At 50.4% G+C, this 20,838-nt stretch carries 16 protein-coding genes and 1 tRNA gene; 15 read left to right on the top strand and 2 right to left on the bottom strand.

Annotated features, from left to right (window positions below; all coding sequences use genetic code 11):
- Window positions 1-125: 125 nt before the first annotated feature.
- The 6 genes from OYT88_RS05965 to OYT88_RS05990 all read left to right on the top strand — a co-directional run bounded on the left by OYT88_RS05965 (window position 126) and on the right by OYT88_RS05990 (window position 6,490).
- Window positions 126-1,640, top strand: coding sequence for a tetratricopeptide repeat protein (locus OYT88_RS05965; RefSeq protein WP_274398581.1), 1,515 nt, complete (start codon window positions 126-128; stop codon window positions 1,638-1,640).
- A 128-nt stretch (window positions 1,641-1,768) separates the two neighbouring features.
- Window positions 1,769-2,719, top strand: coding sequence for a thioredoxin-disulfide reductase (gene trxB, locus OYT88_RS05970; RefSeq protein WP_274398583.1), 951 nt, complete (start codon window positions 1,769-1,771; stop codon window positions 2,717-2,719).
- Window positions 2,720-3,383: 664 nt separating this feature from the next.
- Window positions 3,384-4,250, top strand: coding sequence for an RNase adapter RapZ (gene rapZ / locus OYT88_RS05975; protein ID WP_274398584.1), 867 nt, complete (start codon window positions 3,384-3,386; stop codon window positions 4,248-4,250).
- 6 nt (window positions 4,251-4,256) lie between these two features.
- The gene (mgfK, locus tag OYT88_RS05980; RefSeq protein WP_274398585.1) at window positions 4,257-5,219 is read left to right on the top strand and encodes a gluconeogenesis morphogenetic factor MgfK; all 963 of its coding nucleotides are present in this window, start codon (window positions 4,257-4,259) and stop codon (window positions 5,217-5,219) included.
- 18 nt (window positions 5,220-5,237) lie between these two features.
- Entirely contained in the window at window positions 5,238-6,173 is a 936-nt protein-coding gene (gene whiA, locus OYT88_RS05985; RefSeq protein WP_274398587.1) for a DNA-binding protein WhiA, read from the top strand.
- Window positions 6,174-6,232: 59 nt separating this feature from the next.
- Window positions 6,233-6,490, top strand: a complete 258-nt coding sequence (locus OYT88_RS05990; RefSeq protein WP_274398589.1) for an HPr family phosphocarrier protein — start codon at window positions 6,233-6,235, stop codon at window positions 6,488-6,490.
- A 68-nt stretch (window positions 6,491-6,558) separates the two neighbouring features.
- On the opposite strand, the gene clpP is transcribed toward OYT88_RS05990, so the two are convergent.
- Both clpP and OYT88_RS06000 read right to left on the bottom strand, forming a co-directional pair.
- Window positions 6,559-7,143, bottom strand: coding sequence for an ATP-dependent Clp endopeptidase proteolytic subunit ClpP (gene clpP, locus OYT88_RS05995; protein ID WP_274398591.1), 585 nt, complete (start codon window positions 7,141-7,143; stop codon window positions 6,559-6,561).
- 406 nt (window positions 7,144-7,549) lie between these two features.
- A tRNA-Arg gene (locus tag OYT88_RS06000) sits at window positions 7,550-7,623 on the bottom strand.
- A 1,567-nt stretch (window positions 7,624-9,190) separates the two neighbouring features.
- Here OYT88_RS06000 and OYT88_RS06005 point away from each other — a divergent pair.
- The 9 genes from OYT88_RS06005 (at window position 9,191) to OYT88_RS06045 (ending at window position 20,832) form a co-directional block, all read left to right on the top strand.
- Window positions 9,191-9,625 carry a CotD family spore coat protein gene (locus OYT88_RS06005; protein WP_274398593.1) on the top strand — a complete coding sequence of 145 codons (435 nt, stop codon included), beginning with the start codon at window positions 9,191-9,193 and terminating at the stop codon, window positions 9,623-9,625.
- Window positions 9,626-9,891: 266 nt separating this feature from the next.
- Window positions 9,892-11,196: an RNA polymerase factor sigma-54 gene (gene rpoN, locus OYT88_RS06010; protein ID WP_274398596.1), complete on the top strand. Its 1,305-nt coding sequence runs from the start codon at window positions 9,892-9,894 to the stop codon at window positions 11,194-11,196.
- A 423-nt stretch (window positions 11,197-11,619) separates the two neighbouring features.
- Window positions 11,620-12,645: a sugar-binding transcriptional regulator gene (locus tag OYT88_RS06015; RefSeq protein WP_274398598.1), complete on the top strand. Its 1,026-nt coding sequence runs from the start codon at window positions 11,620-11,622 to the stop codon at window positions 12,643-12,645.
- Between the two features lie 24 nt (window positions 12,646-12,669).
- A complete protein-coding gene (gene gap, locus OYT88_RS06020; RefSeq protein ID WP_274398600.1) occupies window positions 12,670-13,677 on the top strand; it encodes a type I glyceraldehyde-3-phosphate dehydrogenase in 1,008 nt (335 codons plus the stop codon).
- 177 nt (window positions 13,678-13,854) lie between these two features.
- Window positions 13,855-15,042: a phosphoglycerate kinase gene (locus OYT88_RS06025; RefSeq protein WP_274398602.1), complete on the top strand. Its 1,188-nt coding sequence runs from the start codon at window positions 13,855-13,857 to the stop codon at window positions 15,040-15,042.
- Window positions 15,043-15,091: 49 nt separating this feature from the next.
- Complete coding sequence (gene tpiA / locus OYT88_RS06030) at window positions 15,092-15,853, top strand: triose-phosphate isomerase (RefSeq protein WP_274398604.1); 762 nt, start codon at window positions 15,092-15,094, stop codon at window positions 15,851-15,853.
- Window positions 15,854-16,060: 207 nt separating this feature from the next.
- Window positions 16,061-17,350: a phosphopyruvate hydratase gene (eno, locus tag OYT88_RS06035; protein WP_274398605.1), complete on the top strand. Its 1,290-nt coding sequence runs from the start codon at window positions 16,061-16,063 to the stop codon at window positions 17,348-17,350.
- Between the two features lie 670 nt (window positions 17,351-18,020).
- Window positions 18,021-19,112: a hydrogenase small subunit gene (locus tag OYT88_RS06040; RefSeq protein ID WP_274398606.1), complete on the top strand. Its 1,092-nt coding sequence runs from the start codon at window positions 18,021-18,023 to the stop codon at window positions 19,110-19,112.
- Entirely contained in the window at window positions 19,105-20,832 is a 1,728-nt protein-coding gene (locus OYT88_RS06045) for a nickel-dependent hydrogenase large subunit (RefSeq protein WP_274398607.1), read from the top strand. Before OYT88_RS06040 ends, OYT88_RS06045 begins: the two co-directional genes overlap by 8 nt.
- Window positions 20,833-20,838 lie beyond the last annotated feature (6 nt).

Here is a 20,838-nt window from a genome sequence, read left to right on the forward strand (position 1 = left end):
ATAGAGACAGCCGGCTGCGGCTGCACTTCTCCCCGCCCCCTCCCAAGGATTTTGCCCTCGGCTATTTTAAATATGCTATACTATTGCTAGTATCATAACGGCGGTTTACGGGGGATCAAAAACTGATGAAAGAGAAGAGCCGACAGAAAAAAGCGCATGTCATTTCATTTCATCATGACGGCGAGTTTTTCTACCAAAGGGGAATGGTCTGCTATCAGAAGGGCGATCTGGAACGTGCAAGCAAGTATCTCAATCGTGCGCTTATGTTTAAACCGGACGAAGTGGAATATCTTTGCCAGCAGGCGGCCATCCTTTCCGAAATGGAAGAGTACGAAACATCGATCAGCCTGTTAAAAAAAGTGGTTTATGAACTTGATGATAAATTAACGGACTGTTATTTCTTTTTAGCGAACAACTATGCTTACCTTGGGGATTTTCAGGAAGCGCTGGATGAGGTCAGCACTTATCTGGCGATGGAGCCGGACGGTGTATTCAGACATGAGGCACTGGAATTGTACCGGATGCTTTCGGAAGAAGTGGAGGACACGGACACCGGGGCAGCGGCTTATATCAGCATTCATGAAAAAGGCCGGCTCGCGCTTGAGCGCGGGCACTTCGAGGAAGCAATCGTTTTTTTTAAAAAAGTCATTGAAGATGAACCGAATTTTCTTGCTGCACAGAACAATCTGGCGATCGCCTATTTTTCGATAGGGGCGACCGTTAAGGCGCTGAAAACGGCCGAATGGGTGCTGGAAAGAGATCCCGGCAATATTCACGCATTGTGCAATCTGGCGACCTTCTTCTATCAGCTGGACGACAGTGACGATTTGGCCGTCATTATGCAACGCCTTGACCGTCTTTATCCGCTGCTTCCGGAACACTGCGGCAAACTGGGTTCGACGTATCTTTACGTCGGAGATTACGAGAAGGCCTGCCGCTGGTTGAAAATCGCCGAACGAAAGGGCGCGCGCTGCGACCAGGTTTTCTATTTCTGGATGGCGCTGGCCGCCTATCATACCGGAGATCAGAAACTGGCCGAACGCAGTTGGCGCCAGGTGGATTACTTCAGCGGCAAACCCTTTCATCCGTTCAAATACAGTAAAATTCAGAGCATGATATTCGAACCGGACGCACAGAAAAATTTTATGGTGCATGATCTGATTAGAAAAGAGGTCTGGGAAGGAAATCGTGCCTATCAGCTTTTTTCCCTGTTCTATCTTGCGGGCATCGGCGATGAAACGACGCTTGAGGAGGTTGCCGGCAGAGGAACGGATTTTGTCGTTAAGGGGATTGCCCGGAGGCTGCTTGAGGAACGCCGTGCGGAAAAAACGGACATGCGGCTTCAGATTATGCGCCAGGTGGAAGCCCGGGTCGGCGGGGAAAAAGAGGCTCTGAAAAATCCGGAACTGTACAGTTTCTGGTCGGTGGTCGACTCGGTGATCGGCCCGTCCGGGGATATGGACTGCAGCGGATGGTCGGCGGCCCTGCTGTATTTATGGAAAAAGGAATTTGGGGGGCGCACCTCACAGAAGGAAATTGCCAGGGAGCTCGGTACGACTGTGTACCGGCTGCGCAAACATGTCGGCGAACTGGCGGCGGCTCTGGACAAGCAGTGGGAAGACGGCATGACCTGGCTGTAAGACGGCCCGCACCGGTGAGCAATATTCTGGACTTTGTTTCCTATATTCTTTAGCATGGAATTATCAAACAGGCAGAAGATAATATTAACATGTAGTGATCGATTAAGATGAGAAAGGACGGGATCGAAATGTCTGAAGAGGAAAAGGTCTATGATGTGATTATCGCAGGGGCAGGTCCTGCCGGCATGACGGCCGCTGTTTATGCCGCCCGTTCCAATATGTCGACATTGATGATCGAAAGGGGGATCCCCGGCGGTCAGATGGCGAACACCGAAGCCGTTGAAAACTATCCGGGGTTTGAATCCATTCTCGGGCCCGATCTTTCAAATAAAATGTTCGAGCATGCCAAGAAATTCGGTGCCGAGTATGCATATGGAGATATAAAAGAAATTAAGAACGGGAAAGATTACAAAACCGTCGTTTGCGGCAATAAGGAGTACAAAGCGGTGACCGTGATCATCACGACGGGTGCGGAGTACCGCAAAATGGGCGTTCCCGGAGAGAAAGAGTTCGCCGGCCGCGGCGTTTCCTATTGCGCGGTCTGTGACGGAGCTTTCTTCAAAGAAAAGAAGCTGGCTGTGATCGGCGGCGGCGATTCTGCGGTTGAAGAGGGGACCTATCTGACCCGCTTTGCATCACGGGTAACGATCATCCATCGCCGCGATCAGCTGCGCGCACAGAAGATCCTGCAGAATCGTGCGTTTAATAATGAGAAAATCGACTTTATCTGGGACACGGTCTGCACAAAAGTCAATGGAAAAGACGGAAAAGTTTCCAGCTTGACGCTTCACAATAAAAAGACCGGTGAGGATTCCGACTTCCCGGTAGACGGTGTCTTTATCTATGTCGGCATGGATCCCCTGACAAAGGCAGTCGAGAATCTCGGCATCACCGATGAGAAAGGCTATATCGTGACCAATGAAAAGATGGAGACGAGTATTCCGGGTATTTATGCAGCCGGGGATGTCCGCCAGAAAGAACTTCGCCAGATTGTCACGGCGACAGGAGACGGCAGCATTGCGGCAGACAACGCGCAGAAATATGTGGAAAAGATGAAGGATGTTTCGGCGGTAGGCTGAACAGTCCCGGAAAATGAGCCGGGCGGTCCGGCTGCCTGCCCTGATGTATATGAGACACGTTTTGACGGGCGGGATCAATCTTTTCTTCGCTCTTTAATCTATATGTAATCGTTCTGAAATGTAAAAGGATTAATATAAAATAGGAATTGACCCCCTTTTAATATATAATATCAAGGGACACGGCAATCATTGCGTGTCGCTTTTTTTGTGTAAAAAAAGGGGATACGAAAAGGCGGGCGGAATTGAGCATTAGAAAAGCCGTGCCCTTAGCGTAAGCCGGAACCTTCCCTGCGAAGCCGCTCCCGGCCTTGTGATGGACAGGCCGCATGACGCGGCGCCGATGTTCGGCCTTTTATCCGGACCTTCTTAAAAATTTTCTTTTTTTACTTTTAGTAAGCATAAGAAAAATAAGGCCTCGCTGCTTTTTCTTTGTGCGAAAAAATTCATAAAAGCCCGGACAGGCTTCTTTCACGGTGTTCAAACGGCATAGCTTCCGGCACCGGCACGCGCCGTCCGGTCCGGCGGGACACTTTCTCACTTTCTGAACCCCGAATTTTCGAGTATACTGTAAGAAAAGCGTTTCATCTTCGGGAACCGCCTGTTTCGCGAACCGAATCACGATACGCTTTTTCAATGAATTTACTGTTGACGGGACGGATGAAAGATGAAAGACATTCAAGTGGTGATTATTACCGGAATGTCGGGTGCCGGAAAAACGGTGGCGACCCGTATTTTTGAGGACCTGGGCTATTTCTGTATTGATAATCTTCCGCCGACCCTGATGCCTAAGTTCATCGATCTGATTGAAGACTCCGATTCGGACAAATTGAATAAAGTGGCATTGGTGATGGATTTACGCGGCAGGGAATTTTTCGATTCACTTTTTTCCTCGCTTGATGCCTTTAGCAAAGCCGAAAAAATCAGACCTAAAATACTGTTTCTGGATGCAAAGGATCAGACGCTTGTTCGGAGATACAAAGAAACCCGCCGCTCACATCCTCTCTCGCAAAAGGGACGCCCGATCGAGGGCATCCAGCTGGAACGGAAAAAGCTTGAAGAAGTGAAGGGGCTTGCTCAGTATTATATTGATACGACGGATATGAGCCCGCGCCAGCTGCGTGATCGGATTATCAGCGAGTTCGGCGGCGAGAGCGAGACGTTCCGTGTGAATCTGCTGTCCTTCGGTTTTAAGTACGGTCTTCCGATTGACGCCGATCTCGTTTTTGATGTGCGTTTTTTGCCCAATCCTTACTATATACAGCACATGCGCGCAAAAACCGGACTGGATCCCGATGTTTCCGAGTACGTCCTGAAATGGACGGAAACGCATCAGTTTCTTGGAAAACTGATGGATCTCCTTATCTTCATGTTGCCGCAATATAAACGTGAAGGAAAGGGGCAGCTCGTGATTGCGATCGGGTGTACGGGAGGAAAGCATCGTTCTGTCGCTCTTGCCGAGTGGATCAGTCAAAAACTGTCTGAAAATTATCCGACCAGTGTATCGCACCGGGACATTGAGAAAGGGAAATAAATAAAAATGGCCAATCGAAAAAAAGTTGTCGCGATCGGCGGCGGAACCGGACTGCCGGCAGTGCTCCGCGGTCTGAAGAAGTACCCCGTCGATATTACAGCGATTGTTACCGTGGCTGATGACGGCGGAAGCAGCGGCATGCTCAGGAACGAGCTGCAGATCCCGCCTCCTGGAGATATCCGCAACGTGCTTGTTTCATTATCCGATATTGAACCGGTGTTCGAAAAGCTGCTTCAGCACCGCTTCAGGACCGACAGCGGCCTGAACGGGCACTCTTTGGGCAATCTGCTGATTGCCGCCCTCACGTCGATTACCGGCGATTTTGTCAAGGGCGTCCGTGAAATGAGTCATATTCTCAATGTTCACGGAGAGGTGCTTCCCGCTGCCGATCAAAGCATCGTTCTCGGCGCGGTGATGAATGACGGAAGCATTGTTGAAGGAGAATCACGCATTCCCCAGGTGAATAAGAAAATCAAGCGCGTCTTTCTGAAACCGGACGATATCCGGCCTTTGCCTGAGAGTGTGAAAGCGATACGTGAGGCGGATATGATTACTCTCGGACCGGGGAGCCTCTATACGAGCGTTGTGCCGAACCTGCTGGTACCCGGGCTTGCTGCCGAGATCTGCCGATCGGGCGCACGGAAAGTCTATGTCTGTAATGTGATGACCCAGAAAGGGGAAACGGACGGTTTTTCCGCGTCCGACCATGTTGCTGTCATGAACCGGCATGTCGGGAAGCCGTTTATCGATACGATCATTGTCAACAATAAACCGATTGCACCGGATATCCTGAAGCGTTATGCCGCCGAAGATGCTGAACCGGTTTCTGTAGACAGAGAAAAACTCGAGGCAGAAGGCATTAATGTCATCAGCGCGCCCCTGATTAAGACAGCGGAAGGCGTTATCCGCCACAATGAGGCGGCAATCGCCAGTCTGCTGATGACGCTGTTTTCCGAGAAAAAAGTGTGAAAGTCGGGAGGTCTTGCCATGTCTTTTGCCGCGGATACGAAGAAAGAGCTGACTATGCTGGAGGTTGACGATTGCTGCGCACGGGCGGAACTGGCTGCGCTGACCCGGATGAATGGATTTGTATCGATTCGGAACAAGCATGTCGAGCTCGACATTGCGACGGAAAACGCGGCGATCTCCCGGCGTATTTACAGGCTGATTAAGCAGGTGTACAATTACCGGATTGAAATTCTTGTCCGGCGGAAAATGCGGCTGAAAAAAAATAATGTTTATATTGTCCGACTGAAGGAATCGGCCGGGCCGTTTCTGCGGGATCTGAAAATTATTGACGACAGCGGCCAGTTTACGCGGGAGATCGCTCCGGAACTTGTCGGGAAGAAATGCTGTCTGAGATCCTATCTTCGCGGAGCCTTCCTTGCCGGAGGCTCGCTCAATCACCCGGAGTCTTCCTATCATCTTGAGATTTTCTCGAATTATGAGGAACATACGCGTTCTTTAGCGAAACTGATGAATACGTTCGATCTGAATGTAAAGATGCTTGCCAGAAAAAACGGTTTTATTATCTACATGAAAGAAGGAGAAAAAATCACCGATTTTCTCAGCATCATCGGAGCGAACAAGGCTCTGTTCTATTTTGAAGATATACGCATTGTCAAGGACATGCGCAACTCGGTGAACCGGCTCGTCAACTGTGAGACGGCGAATCTGAACAAGACGGTCAGTGCCGCAATCAAACAAGTAGAAAACATCCGTCTGATTGAAAAGAGTGTAGGCCTCGAAGAACTTCCGGACAAACTAAGAGAGATTGCCGAACTCAGACTGAAGCATCCCGATGTTACTTTGAAAGAACTTGGCGAACTAGTCAATGGCGAGCCGATCAGCAAATCGGGAATCAATCACCGCTTTCGAAAAATCAACGCGATTGCCAGCAATATCCGGAAAAGCCGGCAATAAAATAATTGACGCACAGAAGAGGCGTCGCAGATGCCATATCGAAAGGGAGGGAAAATCAGTTGCTAGAAAAGACAGTGACCGTGCAGTTGAAGGAGGGGCTTCAGGCTCGCCCCGCCGCTTTGTTTGTCCAGGAGGCTAACCGCTTTCATTCTCATGTGACACTGGAAAACGACGGCAAAGTAGTCAACGTAAAAAGCATTATGGGTGTCATGAGCATCGCGCCTGCATTCGGGGAAGTGGTCGTTATCAGGGCAGATGGTCCCGACGAGCAGGAAGCGGTTGCGAAACTGGCGTCGTTTATTGAAAATAATCGTTAAAAAAAACTCCGTTTTCGACATGGAAAACGGAGTTTTTGTCCTCTTAAAAATGCTCAAATCCGGACGCTTTATTTTGACGACGTCAGAATTTCATCAATCAGGCCGTATTTTTTGGCCTCTTCAGCGGACATGAAATTGTCGCGATCGGTATCACGCGAAATAATATCATACGGCTGACCGGTTCTTTCCGCATAGATGTGGTTCAATTTCTCGCGAATCTTAAGAATCCGTTTCGCGTGAATTTCCATGTCGGAAGCTTGTCCCTGCATTCCGCCGAGCGGCTGGTGAATCATGATTTCGCTGTTCGGAAGAGCATAGCGTTTGCCGATTTCTCCGGCGGTCAGCAGGAAGCTGCCCATGGAGGCGGCCATGCCGATGCAGATGGTCGACACTTTAGGCTTGATATACTGCATCGTATCGTAAATCGCCATGCCGGCAGTAATGGATCCGCCGGGACTGTTGATATAAACTGAGATATCTTTTTCTGAATCTTCTGCGGCGAGGAAGAGCAGCTGGGCGACGACGGCGTTGGCTACGTTGTCGTCAATGGCCGTGCCCAGCATGATGATCCGGTCCTTTAAAAGGCGTGAATAAATGTCGTAAGCACGTTCACCGCGGTTTGTCTGTTCAATGACTGTCGGTATTAAAGGCATTGAACGAAACCCCCTTTTCACTTGGAATAAGATGACTTTCATATTACCAAAATTAATCATATACTAAAGGTCAATATAGGTCAAATTTTATTGCCTGGAAAAAATTCCTGCAGGGGCCGCCTCTTCTTCATGCATTTTCAGCTCATCAGAAAGCCGGGAACCGTTCTTGCCCCCGCGGGCAATGCCGCACCGGCCGTTCGTCGGCTCGAAAGGAGGGCCGGCTGTCTCCAGTTAACGATCCATTGCGCCGAAGCGTTCTGAAATCGCTCTGTTCAGGGAACAAATAGTCCCACCGGGAAAATCATTGATCCTTCATGATAAAAATGGAAGAGACTGGATAAACAGAAGAAAAACAAAAGAGCTTCAGCCATCACAGGCTAAGCCCTTTTGCTTCTTGTTTATATGATGCGCTCGAGAGGATTCGAACCCCCGACACATGGTACCGGAAACCATTGCTCTATCCACCTGAGCTACGAGCGCACATCTGTAAAAAAATTTTATTCACTGACATTTATCTATTTTAAGCGATTAACTTCCATTTTGCAAGGCCCATTTTTGAATCAGATTGATTTTTTATAAAATGGGTATCTCCTCAACTCATGTAACCAGTCAGGCCGCGGCGCAAAACACCATCGATTCTTCCAAAAGCGTTCGCTTGCACGAAAGCCGGTCTATTCTTCCAAGTGTTCATATGATCGGCCGTTTATTTCTCCGAAGAAGGTGGGATATTTTGCACGGACAGGCATTACATGGCGGAATCGCTCGATCGTTTTCTTCAGCCGGCCGTGTATTTCTGTGAAGCGTGACTAAAATCGCCGGGAAACGCCGGCATATCATCATTGGAACGCAAAATATCAACAATAGCGGTCAAAGAACCGACAGAAAACAAACTGGAATCATTAAGTGCAAATAATCAGGACAGAAAGATTGCTTGATGGATCAGCTGTGGTCGGGTTTGATCCACTGGTGTGTCCGGTTTATCGGCCGTCGCACCGAATCGTTAGAAAGCCGCACCGAAACGCCGGGAAATCGCACCGAATCGGGTCTAGGCCGCACCAAAACGCCGGGAAGTCGCACCGAGCAGGAACGGTCGCACCGAATCGGGTCTAGTTCGCACCGAATCCGGCTACAAACGCACCGAACTAGAGAAAAGCCGCACCGAAACGCCGGGAAGTCGCACCGAATCGAGTTTAGGTCGCACCGAATCGGGTCTAGGCCGCACCGAATCCGGCTACAAACGCACCGAAATAGAGGAAAGCCGCACCAAAACGCCGGGAAGTCGCACCGAGCAGGAACGGCCGCACCGAATCCGGCTACAAACGCACCGAAATAGAGGAAAGCCGCACCAAAACGCCGGGAAGTCGCACCGAGCAGGAACGGCCGCACCGAATCCGGCTACAAACGCACCGAAATAGAGGAAAGCCGCACCAAAACGCCGGGAAGCCGCACCGAACAGGAGCGGACGCACCGAATCGAGTTTAGGTCGCACCGAATCCGGGTACAGGCGCACCGAACTAGAGAAAAGGCGCACCGAATCGGGTCTAGTTCGCACCGAATCCGGCTACAAACGCACCGAACTAGAGAAAAGCCGCCTGAATTCAACCGTGGCAGGGAGTTTATCGGTTTATCGGTCGTTAGGCGCTATTTTTCGGTCATCTCAGGGAGTTTATCGGTCGTCGTCGGGAGTTTTTCGGTCATTACATCCGGTTTATCGGTCGTCGCCGGCGCTTAATCGATCTTCACAGGTATACCCGTTTTACCGACCGCGGCAGCAGTTTACGGATCGCGGAAACGCTCTTCGTCTTTTGCGAAACTGACGGTCAGGAAGAATCGGTCATCATCTGACGGCACAGCAGGAAAATGAGCCGGTTAAAGAGATAAAGAGATACGCATATTTAATAATTGCCGGCATTCCGGATCGTCCGGTTTTCATAAGCTGCCCAATTTCCGCAGGGCCGGGAAAATTAGGTGTTCTCATTAGGGCGAGGCTAATCCCCAGCACATAGGTTATTAGTGTACTTTATAATGATGAGGAGGAACAAAAATTATGGAGGTTTCACCTTTTCCAATTAAACCGATGCCGGCCAATCCTTATGCGAAAATGCCGGAGATTAAGCCGGAAGCGAACCTGCCTGTCGCCAACCCTCTGGCTGCGGCGGGACACGTGAAAGGGGCTAAGAGTATGATCGGTCCGTACGGCTACGGCGCGAAACCGACCGCTTTGCCCGCAGCGTGTCCGTCAAACGAACTTCACTGCCCGCCGAAGCAGGGCGGTTCATTTTATGATCCCGCGAGTGTGAATGTTGAACATGTTTATAAACCGGTGATCGTTCAGCATATCCATCCGACACATACACGGATCATGACCCATTACATCTATGAACATCAGCATTATTATCCGCACACGCTTTCCCAGACGTGCGACGAGTGCCATTATGATGTGCAGTGCGGCAGGCCTTGTTTTCCAAAACCGCATTGCTGATCTTCCGGGCTTTCCGTGTTAAAACGGAAGGCCTCTTTTATTTTTAAAAAAATGTAAAAATTAAGCAGGTGATATACCGACAAAAGGTGCCATGTCCTGCAGCCTGTTCGGCCACCCGGCGCTCCATGCCCGACACAACGGAGCCTCCCGGAGGTTTGTTTGCCAGCCGGCAGGCTTTGCCGGCATGGCCGGATGTTCATTTTTCAAATGAAACCGTAGCCGCTTTTCCGACTCATTGGTATAATAAAAATAGAGAGGTGAGCGGAATGGGTCTGGCACTGGTTCAAAAACAGTCACTGAAACTGAAGATGGCGCCGGCATTGTATCAGTCGGTGACGCTGCTGCAGTTTAACAATGAAGAACTTTCCCAGTACATTCATGAAAAAGCGCTCGAAAACCCTCTTTTGCACGTTGAAGATTCCGATTTCCGGGCCGACCGCTCCTATACGGCCGGAGACGGGGTCAAGAGTACGACGGAAGTCATCGAGGAAACGGTGGCCGGAACGAGCGATTTTCGCGAACTGCTCCATCGGGATCTCCACCAGCTTCGGCTGAATAAAAAAGTTATGGCCGCAGCGGATGTTCTGATTGACTGCCTGAACGATAACGGCTATCTGGACGAAGATCCTGAGAATCTGCTCGGCCGTTTCGGCCTGGATTCTGCGGCGATCGAAAAAGCGCTGGCGCAGGTCCAGTCGCTTGAACCGGCCGGAGTCGGCGCGCGCTCGCTTGCCGAATGCCTTCTGCTCCAGCTGAAGAAAAAGGCGCCGCGTCTGCCGCTTGCCGAGTTAATCCTTTCCGATTACTGCGATCGTTTTTTGACCGGGGATTGGGCGGAGCTTGCCGACATGCTCGGAACAACGGAAAAGGCGGTTCTTGACGCGGTGGCGGCGATCCGATCGCTGTCTCCGGTTCCCGTGAGCGCGATTCAGGCCGACCGGCCTCATTATGTGGTGCCCGACGTGACGATCGGCGTACATGACGGAAGGATCGTGTGCGAACTTGAGGATCGCTTTCTTCCGAAGGTATCTGTTGACCGCCAGGATTACGAGCAATATCTGAAAACATCGGACAGCGAAACAAAACGGTATCTCCATGAAAAAATTGAAGAGGCGACTTGGCTGCTGGCCGGTGTTTCCAAAAGAAAACAGACGATTATGATGCTGGCCGAAATGATGGCCGAAAGGCAAAAACGCTATTTTATGACCGGAGAAAAAGAGCATCTGCAGCCTTTTACTATGAAAACGGCGGCGGAGAGGCTGTCCGTTCACGAATCGACGGTCAGCCGTGCCGTTGCAAACAAGTACGTCCAGACTCCGTACGGGCTTTTTCCGCTGAAGAATTTTTTTGTCAGAGGTATCAAAACAGATCGGGGCGGCGCGTCGGTTTTTCACATTCAGTCCCGAATCAGGTACTTGATTGAACGGGAAAACAGAAGAAATCCTCTTTCCGACCAGCGCCTGGCCGGACTGCTTGCCGAGGAGGGACTCCGCTGTTCCCGCCGTGCCGTCACTAAGTATCGCCGGGCCTGCGGAATCGGTTCAACCGTCGAGCGGAGGCTATCTAAATAATAAATTTCCGGGGAGCGTAAGTAAACCGTGGAGGCCGGACAGACTATTTGGGACAAACAGTGTCCCTTAAAAAAACAATAACCGGCATAAATACGACATTTTCAGTGTTTTAATGCAGCTTATCCGGGGAATACTTAAATTGAATGACGGACGCGTCCGAGAAGTCTGAAACAGGCCGGAAGATAGTGAAAAAGAGGTATCTTCAAAATTAACAGATAGTTAAATTCCCTGCAATTTGGCTTAGTAACAGCTTTCTTGCTATTTGTGACATTTTTGCGTCATTAAAAAGATCACACAAAAGTTTTACATGTTTTTACTTGTAAACATAATTGAAAGTTGTTATTATGATCATGGAGCAGATGGGACATAAAATGACTATGTGGGACATTTCACGACCGTCCAGGGTCGATTGAGGGGAATGCTGTGGAACGCTTGCTTGATCTTCAGAAAAAGCTCATCCCTGATGTCTTAGACATAATGTCCGGCCGCTACCGTATTCTTCATTCACTGCATATCCTACAGCCTATCGGCAGACGCAGCCTGTCTTCCCGCCTTGGGATGACGGAGCGCGTTCTGCGCGGCGAAGTTACTTTTCTCAGTCAGCAAGGACTCATCCATATGGCTTCAAGCGGCATGTATTTGACGAATGATGGAGAGGCTATTGTTAAGTCACTGGAAAAGGTGATGAAGGATATCTTCGGACTGAAGGATATGGAAAAAAAGTTGGAAGACGTACTCGGCGTATCCAAGGCAGTTGTTGTTTCCGGCGACAGCGATCAATACGCGCTGGTCAAGAATGAATTGGGTTTGGCCTGCGTCCGGGAAATCGAGCGCTCTCTCGGCGCAAAGGACATCATTGCGGTTACCGGAGGGTCAACGCTTGCGGCCGTCGCGGAAATGATGCATCCGCTGAAGAAGGCACATCAGGATTTGCTGTTTGTGTCGGCGAGAGGCGGCCTGGGCGTTAAGGTCGAAAATCAGGCGAATACGATCTGTGCTAAGATGGCCGAAAAGGCTGAAGGCCGCTATCATCTGCTCCACGTTCCGGATCAGCTCAGTTATGAATCCTATCACAGTCTGATTGAAGAGCCCAGTATTCATGAAGTTTTGCAGCTCGTCCATAGTGCGACGATTGTCGTTCATGGCATAGGCAGCGCAAAAACGATCGCTCTTCGCCGTCATGCCGGCGAAGAGCTCCTTACGCGGCTCGACACGGAACATGCTGTGGCCGAGGCATTCGGCTATTTCTTTGATCGAACCGGCCGCGTCATCCATAAAGTCCAGACGATCGGACTGCAGTGGGAAGATCTTTTTGGCGCCCGGGCAGTTATTGCTGTGGCCGGGGGTAAGTCTAAGGCTGAGGCAATCAAGGCTTACTTCAAGAAAGGCCCTGATTCCGTACTGATTACGGATGAAGGGGCTGCACAAGAGATTTTAAAAAATTTTTAAACCATTTAGGAGGTCATTATTGGTATGACAGTTAAAGTTGGTATTAATGGTTTCGGTCGCATCGGCCGTCTGGCTTTCAGAAGAATTCAGGACGTTCCCGAATTGGAAGTTGTTGCTATCAACGACCTGACAGATGCTAAAATGCTGGCAAATCTGCTGAAATATGATACGACCCAGGGCCGTTTCAACGGCGAAGTCAAAGTCGAAGAAGGCTATTTCGTCGTTAACGGCAAAAAAGTTCAGGTCCTTGCCAACCCTGATCCTTCACAACTGCCTTGGGGTGACCTCGGTGTTGATATCGTGCTTGAATGCACAGGTTTCTTTACTTCGAAAGACAAAGCGGAAGCTCATCTCAAGGGCGGCGCTAAGAAAGTTGTTATCTCCGCTCCTGCAAAAGGCGACATGAAGACGATCGTATTCAACGTTAACCATGAAACATTGGACGGCTCGGAAACAGTTATCTCCGGCGCATCCTGCACAACGAACTCTTTAGCTCCGGTTGCTAAAGTTCTGAATGACAAATTCGGTATCGAAAAAGGCCTGATGACGACGGTTCACGCTTATACCGGCGACCAGATGACTCTGGACGGCCCGCACAGAAAAGGCGACCTGCGCCGTGCCCGTGCCGCTGCTGAAAACATCGTTCCTGCTTCTTCAGGTGCTGCACAGGCCGTTGCTCTTGTTATCCCTGAACTGAAAGGCAAATTCGATGGTTCTGCCCAGCGTGTTCCGGTAAAATCAGGTTCAACGACTTTGCTTTATGCAACACTGAAAAAGAATACAACTGTTGAAGAAATCAATGAATCGATTAAAGCAGCTGCTAACGAAACTTTGGGCTATAACGAAGACCCGATCGTTTCTTCAGATGTCATCGGCATTACTTATGGTTCTCTGTTCGACGCAACACAGACGAAGATCCTCGAAGTCGACGGCAAACAGCTTGTTCAGGTCGTTGCATGGTATGACAACGAAATGTCCTATACTTCTCAGCTGGTCAGAACGCTTGAATATTTTGCTAAGCTTTCGAAATAATCCGGCCGGGCATTTTTGAATAGAACTTGAATAGCGGAAACAGTGCTGTTTCCGCTATTTTATACGGATTTCTTGTTCACAGGGAGCATCCGTATAAGAACAGCCCGGGACGGCCGCGGCGGCGGCCTGTTTTACCCGGTTTTGTTTGTGAATTAAAAGTGGAAAGAGGGTTTTGACATGGCAAAGAAAACCGTTCGCGACATTGATGTTAAAGGGAAAAAAGTTTTTTGCCGCGTTGACTTCAATGTTCCGCTAGACGGTACGACGGTGACGGATGACACGCGTATCCGTGCCGCGCTTCCGACCATCAAATACTTAATTGAAAACGGCGCTAAAGTCATTCTTGCTTCTCACCTTGGCCGTCCGACAGCGGAAAACAAGGAATCGCTGCGGATGAATCCGGTTGCAGAACGTCTCAGCGAACTGCTCGGCAAACCGGTTGCCAAGACCGATGAAGTCGTCGGCCCCGATGTTGAAGCCGCTGTCGCTAAGCTGAAAGACGGCGACGTGCTCTTACTTGAAAATGTCCGCTTTGAAAAGGGCGAGAAAAAGAACGATCCTGAACTTGCCAAGGCGTTTGCTTCGCTCGCGGATGTTTATGTGAATGATGCATTCGGTTCCGCCCACCGCGCTCATGCGTCAACGGAAGGCATCGCGAACTATCTTCCTGCCGTCGCCGGCTTCCTGATGGAAAAGGAACTGAACGTCATGGCGGCGTCGCTTGACAATCCGAAGCATCCGTTTACGGCTATTATCGGCGGTGCAAAAGTTACCGATAAGATCGGCGTGATTGAAAATCTGCTGGACAAAGTGGACAATCTGATTGTCGGCGGCGGTCTTTCTTACACATTCATCAAAGCGAAAGGCTTCGGCATCGGCAAGTCGCTTCTTGACGCCGATAAATTGGATCTGGCCAAGAAATTCATGGAGCAGGCAAAGGAAAAGGGTGTCAACTTTCTGACACCTGTCGACGCCGTTGTTGCTGATGAATTTTCTGAAACGGCCAACAAGAAGACAGTAGACATCGATCAGATTCCTGAAGGATGGATGGGCCTGGACATCGGCCCGAAAACGGTCGCCCTGTTCTCGGAAACAATCAAAAAATCCAAGCTCGTTGTCTGGAACGGACCGATGGGCGTTTTTGAAATGGACGCTTATGCCAAGGGAACGGCTGATGTCGCTAAAGCACTGGCCGAGGCGACCGATGCGACGACGATCATCGGCGGCGGCGATTCTGCTGCGGCTGTTGAAAAGTTCCATTTAGCGGACAAGATGAGCCACATTTCGACGGGCGGCGGCGCTTCGCTTGAGCTGATGGAAGGCAAAGTACTTCCCGGTGTCACTGCGCTGGATGACGCGGAATAACGGAAAGTAAATAAAGATTGCAACTTGCAAGAAAGGGAAGGTGTCGTATATGTCACGTAAACCGATTATTGCCGGCAACTGGAAAATGAACAAGACGGTCAGGGAAGCGCACGGATTCGTCGAAGCAGTGAAGGACAAAGTTCCTTCGCCCGATATCGTTGATTCGGTCGTTGCTGCTCCTTTTACCGCTCTTGATCGTATCGTTGCCGATGCCAAGGGCTCCAATTTGAAGATCGGTGCTGAGAATGTTCACTTTGAAAATTCCGGCGCTTTCACCGGCGAAGTCAGCCCGGTCATGCTGGAAGACCTCGGTGTGGACTATGTTATCATCGGCCATTCTGAAAGAAGGGCAATGTTTGCCGAAACCGATGATACCGTCAATAAAAAAGTGCTTGCCTCTTTTGCTCACCACTTGCTGCCGATTGTCTGCGTCGGCGAAACGCTTGACGAACGGGAAGGCGGAAGATGGCAGGCTGTCGTTAAAAGACAGGTTACCAAAGCCTTTGCAGGGGTTCCGGGCGACCAGGCTCCGGCCGTTGTTATTGCCTATGAACCCATCTGGGCCATCGGAACGGGAAAATCGGCTTCTGCCGAAGACGCAAACGAAGTCGGCCGTTTCATTCGCGAAACGGCGGCCGGACTGTATGGCGAAGCGGCCGCTGAGAAAGTACGCATTCAGTACGGCGGCAGCGTAAAACCCGCCAACATTGCCGATTTCATGGCTCAGTCCGATATCGACGGCGCGCTCGTCGGCGGTGCAAGCCTGCAGCCCGAATCCTTCCTGGCGCTGCTGGAAGCCGCCAAAGCCTGAGTTTCTGCGGACCGCGTTTTTTGGCTGTGCGTACGGAAGATGCAATCTGACTGTTCATTGAAAATCTGATGATTTCCGGCATTGTGAAAACCGGAGAGTACCGCCGGCAGAAGACCGCCGCTGTCCGGACAGCGGGCGGCACCTGCCGGAGGAATCACCCGTGATTTTCTGAAATTAACTCGAAAGAATGATAAGGAGAGATAGCGAATGTCTCAAATCGTAGAAGTTTACGGACGCGAAGTACTGGATTCGCGCGGCAATCCGACTGTTGAAGTTGAAGTTTATACAGAGGCCGGCGGCAAGGGCCGGGCTCTTGTTCCAAGCGGCGCGTCAACCGGCGAACACGAAGCTGTCGAATTGCGCGACGGCGATAAAAGCCGTTACGGCGGCAAGGGTGTTCTCAAGGCCGTTAAAAATGTTAATGAAATTATCGCTCCCGAAGTTGTCGGCATGGAAGTTCTGGATCAGGTGGCACTCGACACGGCGATGATCGATCTCGACGGTACGGAAAATAAGGGCAAGCTTGGCGCCAACGCGATTCTCGGTGTTTCGCTCGCTGCCGCCAATGCTGCTGCCGATGAGCTCGACCTCCCGCTGTACCGTTACCTCGGCGGTGTCAACAGCAAAGTTCTTCCTACGCCGATGATGAACATTCTGAATGGCGGAAAGCATGCGGATAACAGTGTCGACTTCCAGGAATTCATGATCATGCCTGTCGGTGCCGAATCTCTTGCTGAAGCGGTTCGCATCGGAGCCGAAGTTTATCACGCTTTGAAATCCGTACTGGCTGCCAAGGGGCATCAGACGGCAGTTGGTGACGAAGGCGGTTTTGCGCCTAACCTTAAAAACAATGAGGAAGTTCTTAAGACGATCGTTGAAGCGATCGAAAAAGCCGGCTACAAGCCGGGCGTCGATGTTAAACTGGCAATCGACCCTGCATCTTCCGAACTGTATGAAGACGGCAAGTACAATTTCAAAGGCGAAGGCGTCGTCAGGACGACAGACGAAATGATTGACTATTACCAAAAGCTCGTTGATGAATTCCCGATCATCTCGATTGAAGACGGGCTGGATGAAAACGACTGGGAAGGCTGGCAGAAACTGACGAAGGCTCTCGGCGGCCGCGTTCAGCTGGTCGGAGACGATCTGTTCGTCACCAACACAGACTATCTGAAAAAGGGTATTGACATGGGCGTTGCGAACTCGATTCTGATTAAAGTCAATCAGATCGGTACGCTGACTGAAACATTGAATGCCATTGAGATGGCTCAGAAAGCCGGCTACACAGCCGTTGTTTCGCACCGTTCAGGCGAAACGGAAGATACGACGATCGCCGATATCGTTGTCGCGACGAACGCGGGTGAAATTAAAACCGGATCTCTTGCGAGAACGGATCGAATTGCGAAATACAACCAATTGATCAGAATTGAAGACGATCTGGGCGCTTCCGCCGAATACCTCGGCGACGCGTCATTCTACAATCTGTCAAGCAAATAATTTCGGAACTTTATAAAGAGGCTGTCCCTTTGGGACAGCCTCTTTTTGCTGCTTAAATGAAAAACAATTAAAAAATTCTTTGTTGCTTAGGACCATTAAAAATATCTTTACAGCTTAAGATAATTAAAAAATTCTTTGTTGTTTTAAAATAGCAAAGGGTTTAAGATGAAACTGCTTGGTTCATTTGCTGGCTTTAAACACCGAGCAGCCGGCTGTGTTCCGCCTTTTTTTTGGAAGATCCGCCCACATATTCTTTAGCAGCCAACCTGCCGATTCACGATTCTGTGAAGCCGGTCCATGAAAACGACTGAACTTGCAAAGATAAAAAACTTTGCAGGTCTCTTCGTTCAAAATAAAGTGTAAACGCTTTTCTATTTTAATATATATAATAATTTTTGTATGTGATAAATGTCATATTAAATAAAATTGCATTTTACTATCATTAAGTTAATTGGTAACCAAATAGGTTAGCCGATATTTGAACCGGAGTGGATAAATGATCGCCGCGCCTGAGCTGTTTTGTGATGAAAGGATAAGGGCGTATTTCGGGATCCATGCTGCGTTCAAATGGTTCTGTCAGTCTTTATGCCGCTTGAGCAAGGTCAAAAAGATTCAATGTCCACTGAGCTTTTATCTAAGAGTCAATAGGATTCGGGGGGGAGCGATTAACTTGAAAAATGGGGAGCCAACAATTTATGAAAGCGTTTTAGCCAAAGGCTTTTCAAGAAGAACATTTTTAAAGATGTGTGCGACGCTGGCTGCTACAATGGGACTTGATTTTTCCCAGACCGGCCAGGTTGCTCATGCCATGGAAACAAAAACTCGCATTCCGGTTATCTGGCTGCAGATGCAGGATTGCACAGGCTGTTCGGAATCCTTTATCCGTTCTTCATACCCTAAAGCGGAAAGTGTCATCTTCAACATGATTTCTCTTGAATATATGGAACTTCTGACGGCAGCGGCGGGCTTCCAGACGGAAACGGCAAAGGAAAATGTGCTGAAAAAGTATAAAGGCCAGTATGCTCTCGTCGTAGAAGGCAGTGTGCCTCAGGCGGCCGGATATCTGACGATCGGCGGCCGTTCGGGTGCGGATCTCCTGCGCGAGGCGGCTGCCAATGCCAAGGCGGTGCTGACCTTCGGCACGTGTTCTTCATGGGGAGGAATCGCCAAGGCGAATCCGAATCCGACCGGGGCGCGGCCTGCAGCGTCGGTACTTCAGGGAATTCCGGTGATCCGTGTCCCCGGCTGTCCGCCGATTGCCGAAGTCATGACCGGCGTTCTTGCTCATATCGTCACTTTTGATAAGCTCCCGGAAACCGATATGCTGGGCAGACCGAAAGCTTACTATCGCCACCGTATTCATGATAAGTGCAACCGAAGAGCCTACTTTGATGCCGGCCTTTTTGCGGAGTCTTTTGACGATCCGAATCTGAAAGCAGGCTATTGCCTTTATAAACTCGGCTGCAAAGGCCCGACAACGTATAATGCATGCGCCGAACTGCGCTGGAACGGGGGCGTCAGCTATCCGATCCAGTCGGGAAATCCGTGCATCGGCTGTTCGGAAGCCGACTTCTGGGACAACGGTCCGTTCTATACGCGTTACGCAAAACTTCCGCTGACGCAGACGACGGTTAATCCGGAGAAATGGGGCACAGTGGCAGTTGGTGCCGCAGCTGTCGGTGTCGGTGCGCATGCCGGGATAACGGCCGCTGTCAAGCACCACAAAAACAAGCAGCAGGATAAGGGTGATCAGAATGAGTAAACGTGTAGTTGTCGATCCGGTGACAAGAATAGAGGGACACCTGCGGATCGAAGCAGACGTGCAGAACGGACAAATTACAGATGCATTCAGTTCAGGGACCGCCATCCGCGGCATTGAACTGGTCGTCAAAAACAGGGATCCGCGCGATGTCTGGGCTTTTGCCCAGCGTATTTGCGGCGTTTGTACAACGGTGCATGCTCTCGCCAGCATTCGTTCGGCGGAAGACGCGCTCGGCATCCATGTTCCCCAAAATGCCAATCTGATTCGAAATATGATGAATGAAACCATCATGGTTCATGATCATGTCGTTCATTTCTATCATCTTCATGCATTTGACTGGGTGGACGCGCTCAGTGTTCTGAAAGCTAATCCGAATGAGACAAGCCGGATTGCCCAGTCCATCTCTTCATGGCCGAATTCCTCGCCGGGCTACTTCAAAAGTGTTCAGCAGACAATAAAAAAGGTTGCGGACAGCGGCCAGCTGGGTGTATTTGCGAACGGCTACTGGGGCCATCCCGCCTACAAACTGCCGCCTGAAATTAACCTGCTCGCTGTCGCACATTATCTGGAGGCACTGGACTGGCAGAAAGAGATCGTTAAAATCCATACAATTTTCGGCGGGAAAAATCCGCATCCGCATTATCTGGTCGGCGGCATGGCGACACCGCTGGATCTCAACATGGACAACGGCATTCACTCGGAGAAACTGGATCAGATCGATCAGCTGATTTCGCAGGCCAACGACTTTGTCAACCAGGTCTACATTCCGGATCTGCTGGCGATCGGCTCGTATTATAAAGACTGGGGCAGCAAGCAGATCGGCGGCGGTCTGAACAATTATCTCTGTTACGGCGATTTTTCGACAAAGGACATCCGCGATACGAAACTTTACAGGGTGCCGAGAGGGATCATCCTCAACGGCAACATGAATGAAGTTCTCGACGTAGACCCGCGTGATTCGAATCAGGTCAGCGAGCGGATCGACCATTCCTGGTATACGTACGGCGGACAGTCCAGCGGCGGCCGTCATCCATGGAAAGGCGAAACGGCGCTGAATTATACCGGACCGCAGCCGCCTTATCAGCACCTGAATACAAACGGGAAGTACAGCTGGGTCAAGTCGCCGCGCTGGAAGGGCCATGCGATGGAAACCGGGCCGCTGGCGCGGATTATGGTCGGCTATGCAGCAAACAAGGGCGATTATCGGGCGATTGTCGATGACACGCTGAAAAAACTGAACGTGCCGATCAGTGCCATGCATTCCGCACTCGGAAGGACGGTTGCCCGCGGGCTGGACGCGGTAATGGCCGTCGGATGGCTTCGCGATGATTATAACAGTCTGATTGCCAATCTGAAGAGCGGCGACCAGACGACTTTCGACAATTCGAAGTGGGAACCGAAGACATGGCCGCAGCATGCTTTCGGTGTCGGTACGGTAGAAGCTCCGCGCGGCTCCCTCGGCCATTGGATCGAGATCGAGAACGGCAAAACAAAGAACTATCAGGCCGTCGTTCCGACGACGTGGAACGCTTCGCCGCGCGATAATGCCGGTACGATCGGAGCCTACGAATCCTCACTGAAAAATGTTCCGGTTGCCGATACGAATCAGCCGCTTGAAATCCTGCGTGTGGTTCATTCATTCGATCCTTGCCTCGCCTGCGCCGTGCATCTGACGGATCTGGAAAACAACAAACTGACATCGATTCAGGTGGAGGAATAAGGAGGG

Source organism: Sporolactobacillus sp. CQH2019 (assembly GCF_028765345.1).
GTDB lineage: Bacteria > Bacillota > Bacilli > Bacillales > Sporolactobacillaceae > Sporolactobacillus.